This is a genomic window from Pseudomonas sp. GZD-209, from assembly GCF_049310485.1.
Taxonomy (GTDB): domain Bacteria; phylum Pseudomonadota; class Gammaproteobacteria; order Pseudomonadales; family Pseudomonadaceae; genus Aquipseudomonas; species Aquipseudomonas sichuanensis.
Window position 1 is genome coordinate 1 of record NZ_JBMOWQ010000299.1, and the last position, 5,088, is coordinate 5,088.

A 5,088-nucleotide genomic window follows, 5' to 3' on the forward strand; every position below is an offset into this window, starting at 1 on the left:
TCGCGGGGCAAGCCCGCTCCCACGGGATCAGCGCTGAACTGGCGTCGGTTTGTGCCGCTCGGCCCGGCGCTCCAGCACCTCGTACACCGACGGGTACGCCGGGCGTTCCACATAGCGCCCTGCCCCCGGCTCGGCGCGCAGGTCGCCGTCGGCCCACAGCACATTGCCCTGGCTGATGGTGTGGCTGGGGATGCCGCGCACCGTGCGGCCTTCGAAGATGTTGAAGTCGACTCGCTGGTGGTGGGTCTGGGCGCTGATGGTGCGCGTGCCCTGTGGGTCCCACAGCACCAGGTCGGCGTCGGCGCCAACGCGGATGGCGCCCTTGCGCGGGAACAGGTTGAAGATCTTCGCGGTGTTGGTAGAGGTCAGCGCGACGAACTCGTGCATCGACAGGCGCCCGCTGTTGACCCCGGCGTCCCACAGCACCGCCATGCGGTCCTCGATGCCGGCCGTGCCATTGGGGATACGGCTGAAGTCGTCGCGGCCCATGGCCTTCTGCTCGGCGCAGAAGCAACAGTGGTCGGTGGCGGTGGTGTGCAGGTTGCCCGACTGCAGGCCCCCCCACAGTGCGTCCTGGTGCTCGCGCGGGCGGAACGGCGGGCTCATCACGTAGCCGGCGGCGGTGGCCCAGTCCGGGTCGCGGTAAACGCTGTCGTCCAGCAGCAGGTGGCCGGGCAGCACCTCGCCGTACACCGGCTGGCCCTTGGCCCGTGCATAGGTGATCTCGTCGAGCGCCTCGCGGCTGGACACATGCACCAGGTACAGCGGCGTGCCAAGGGTTTCGGCAATGCGGATGGCGCGGCTGGCGGCCTCCCCTTCAACCTGCGAGGGGCGCGACAGCGGGTGCGCCTCGGGCCCGGTCAGCCCTTGTGCCAGCAGCTTGCGCTGCAGGTGATAGACCAGCTCGCCGTTTTCGGCATGCACGGTGGGCACCGCGCCCAGTTGCAGGCAGCGCTCGAAGCTGGCCACCAGGGTGTCGTCAGCGGCCATGATCGCGTTCTTGTAGGCCATGAAGTGCTTGAAGCTGTTGACCCCATGCTGGCTCACCAGCTCCCCCATTTCTTCGGCGACCTGCTCGCTCCACCAGGTGATGGCGACGTGGAAGCCATAGTCGGACGCACTCTTCTGCGCCCAGCCACGCCAGGTGTGGAAGGCTTCGAGCAGCGACTGCTGCGGGTTGGGGATGACGAAATCGATGATCGAGGTGGTGCCGCCGGCCAGGCCCGCGGCGGTGCCGCTGAAAAAGTCCTCGCTGGCCACGGTACCCATGAACGGCAATTGCATATGGGTGTGGGGGTCGATGCCGCCGGGCATCAGGTACTGGCCGCTGCCGTCGAGCACCTGGCAATCGGTGGGTGCTTCGAGGTTTTCACCGATGGCGCGGATCACGCCGTCGGCACACAACACATCGGCGCGGTAGCTTTCTTCATGGGTAACCACGGTGGCGCCACGGATCAACAGGGACATGCCGTCTTCCTCGCAGGCTGACCGGTCTTTCTGGCCGGTTCTTGGAATTTTCATGGGCCAGTGCCTGCGGGTTTCGGTCAATCCTGTCAGGCCTGACAAGAATCGAGGCTAGTTGCGGTTCTGACATTCATCAAGAAAAAATATATGCAAATACTCAAAATTTTATCTTATTGATTTATATGAATTAATTGCACTAATCACCAAAACGGAACAGCCCTTCACCATTTTGACGCACTTGACAGGATGCAAATTTGGTCAAGATTTTCTACGCAAATTCAGCTGTTTAAAAACGGCTGGCCAAGCGCAGGCAGCGCAGCGGATATGCCGGGCCGCACCGCTTTGAATCACGGTGTGTTGGCCGGTGTCGGCGTCAACGTTATTCGCACGCGCCAGGCGCAATCAGGAATGCTTTTGCAAGTCAGTAAGTTACCTGCGGTCAGCAGCGACCACCGGGAATGGCCAAGGCCAACTCGGCACGGTTGTTGTAACCCCGGCCACAACCGCCATGGCCGGACCGCAGGTGCAGTACTGGTGGTGTGTGTACTCCGGCCATCGCATTAGCCCGATGAGCAAACAACAAGAAAAAACCCCTGGAGAAGGCCCCATGCAACCAAGCAGATCACAAGTGGTCGAGCAGCATGGCCTGTTCGAACTCGACGCCGGCAGCGACGTGCTCGACAGCCCCCGTTACAACCACGACATCGCCCCCACCAAAGTGCACCAACGCACCTGGAACAAGTGGCACATCACCGCGCTGTGGGTGGGCATGTCCATCTGCGTGCCCACCTACACCCTCGGCGGCGTGCTCACCGCCTACTTCGGCCTGAGCGTGGGCGAGGCGCTGCTGGCGATCCTGCTGGCCAACCTGATCGTGCTGATCCCGCTCACCCTCAACGCCTTCCCCGGCACCAAGTACGGCATCCCCTTCCCGGTGCTGCTGCGCTCGTCGTTCGGCATCTTCGGCTCCAACGTGCCCTGCCTGATCCGCGCCGTGGTGGCCTGTGGCTGGTTCGGTATCCAGACGATGTTCGGCGGGCTGGCCATCCACCTGTTCCTCGGCTCGCTGTTCCCCGAGTGGAAGGCACTGGGCGGCACCGGCGAAGTGATCGGCTTCATGCTGTTCTGGGCGCTGAACCTGTGGGTGGTGCTGCGTGGCGCCGAGTCGATCAAATGGCTGGAAACCCTGTCGGCGCCGCTGCTGGTGGCGGTGGGTATCGGCCTGCTGTTCTGGGCGATGCCGCACATGTCCATGACCGAGTTGCTGGCACAACCGCCCAAGCGCCCCGAAGGTGCCAGCGTGGTCAGCTATTTTTGCGCCGGGCTCACCGCCATGGTCGGCTTCTGGGCCACCCTGTCGCTGAACATCCCCGACTTCAGCCGCTACGCGAAAAGCCAGAAGGACCAGATCCTCGGGCAGATTTTCGGCCTGCCGCTGACCATGTTCCTGTTCGCCTCGCTGGGGGTGATCATGACCGCGGCCTCGGCCTCGCTGGTGGGCCAGACGGTGTCCGACCCGGTCAGCCTGATCGGCCATATCCAGAGCCCGGGCTGGGTGGCGCTGGCCATGGCGCTGATCATCATCGCCACGCTGTCGACCAACACGGCGGCCAACATCGTCTCGCCCACCAACGACTTCCAGAACATCGCCCCACGCCTGATCGGGCGCAGCCGCGCGGTGTGGCTGACCGGCTTCATCGGCCTGGCGCTGATGGGCCACGAGCTGCTCAAGAAGCTCGGCTGGATCGTCTCCGACCTGAGCCTTGAGAGCGTGTATTCGAACTGGCTGCTGGGCTACTCCAGCCTGCTCGGGCCGATCGCCGGGATCATGGTGGTGGATTACTTCCTGGTGCGGCGCCAGCAGCTGGACCTGGCCGGGCTGTACCGCGACGACGTGTACCCGGCGTGGAACTGGGCCGGTTTTGCCGCCTTCGGCGTGCCGGTGGCGCTGACCGTGATGGCCATCGGCAACAGCAGTTTCAGCTGGTTCTACGACTACGGCTGGTTCACCGGTTCGTTGCTGGGTGGCGGGCTCTACTACGCCCTGGGCGGCGTGGCGGTGCGCGGGCCGGCGCGGCTGGCCAAGCCGTTGCCCTGAACGTACCGCTCCCTGCGTGGGAGCGGGCTTGCCCCGCGATGGGGCCGCAACCGCCCGACAAAAGAACCTGAGGAGGCACCCATGACTACCCTCGCCAAGGAAGTCCTGCAATCAAGCAAGCACCACATCGACAGCGCACGCCTGTGGCAATCGCTGATGGACCTCGCCCGTCTCGGCGCCACCCAGAAAGGCGGTGTGTGCCGCCTGGCGCTGACCGACCTAGACCGCCAGGCCCGCGACCTGTTCGTGCAATGGTGCGAAGCCGCGGGCTGCACGGTGACGGTCGACGGGGTCGGCAATATCTTCGCCCGTCGCCCGGGGCGCAACCCCAAACTGCCACCGGTGATGACCGGCAGCCATATCGACACCCAACCCACCGGCGGCAAGTTCGACGGCTGCTTCGGGGTGATGGCCGGGCTGGAGGTGATCCGCACCCTCAACGACCTGGGCGTGGAAACCGAAGCGCCGCTGGAGGTGGTGGTATGGACCAACGAGGAAGGCTCGCGCTTCGCCCCGTGCATGATGGGCTCGGGGGTGTTCGCCGGTAAGTTCACCCTGGAAGAGACCCTGGCCAAGCGCGATGCCCAGGGCGTCAGCGTTGGCGAGGCGCTGAACGCCATCGGCTATGCCGGCCCGCGCGCGGTGCTCGGGCATCCGGTGGGGGCTTACTTCGAAGCGCATATCGAGCAGGGGCCGATCCTCGAGGACCAGGCCAAGACCATCGGCGTGGTGCTCGGCGCGCTCGGGCAGAAGTGGTTCGACCTGACCTTGCGCGGCGTCGAGGCTCATGCCGGCCCCACCCCGATGCACCTGCGCAAGGACGCCCTGGTCGGCGCCGTCGCGGTGGTCGAGGCGGTCAACCGCACCGCCCTCGCCCACCAGCCCCATGCCTGTGGCACGGTCGGCTGCCTGCAGGCCTACCCGGGGTCGCGCAACGTGATCCCCGGTGAAGTGCGCATGACCCTGGACTTCCGTCACCTGCAGGGCGAGCAGCTGGACGCGATGATCGCCGAGGTACGCGGGGTGATCGAGGCGACCACGGCGAAGCATGGGCTGAGCTATGAGCTGACGCCGACTGCCGACTTCCCGGCCCTGTATTTCGACCCTGTCTGCGTTGATGCAGTGCGTAATTCGGCGGCGGCGCTGGGGTTGGCGCACATGGATATTGTCAGTGGGGCCGGGCATGACGCGATTTTTTTGGCGGAGCTGGGGCCGGCGGGGATGATCTTCGTGCCTTGTGAGGGGGGGATCAGCCATAACGAGATCGAGAATGCTACGCCTGGGGATTTGGCGGCGGGGTGTGCGGTGTTGTTGCGGGCGATGCTGGCGGCTTCGGAGGCGATTGCGGGGGGGCGGTTGGCGGCTTGATAGCTTCGGCCTTCAGGGTGTTGGTTTTGATAGATGTATGCGCATTCGGCGGCGATGGCGACTTTTAGTCACCTTTCCGCCCTTACGGCGGGTTACTTTGGTCTTGGCCAAAGTAGGCAAAGCCGCCTGCTCCCATCATACGGCCCCTACGCTGCGCT

At 64.9% G+C, this 5,088-nt stretch carries 3 protein-coding genes; 2 read left to right on the plus strand and 1 reads right to left on the minus strand.

The genetic code is table 11. The features are described 5' to 3' along the window. Positions 1-27: 27 nt before the first annotated feature. The gene (hydA, locus tag ACO6VM_RS27430; RefSeq protein ID WP_401060429.1) at positions 28-1,467 is read right to left on the minus strand and encodes a dihydropyrimidinase; all 1,440 of its coding nucleotides are present in this window, start codon (positions 1,465-1,467) and stop codon (positions 28-30) included. A 604-nt stretch (positions 1,468-2,071) separates the two neighbouring features. Here hydA and ACO6VM_RS27435 point away from each other — a divergent pair. Both ACO6VM_RS27435 and ACO6VM_RS27440 read left to right on the plus strand, forming a co-directional pair. Further along, positions 2,072-3,562, plus strand: coding sequence for an NCS1 family nucleobase:cation symporter-1 (locus ACO6VM_RS27435; RefSeq protein WP_401060431.1), 1,491 nt, complete (start codon positions 2,072-2,074; stop codon positions 3,560-3,562). Between the two features lie 81 nt (positions 3,563-3,643). Further along, positions 3,644-4,930 (plus strand): Zn-dependent hydrolase, encoded by a 1,287-nt coding sequence (locus tag ACO6VM_RS27440; RefSeq protein WP_401060433.1) that lies wholly within the window; start codon positions 3,644-3,646, stop codon positions 4,928-4,930. Positions 4,931-5,088 lie beyond the last annotated feature (158 nt).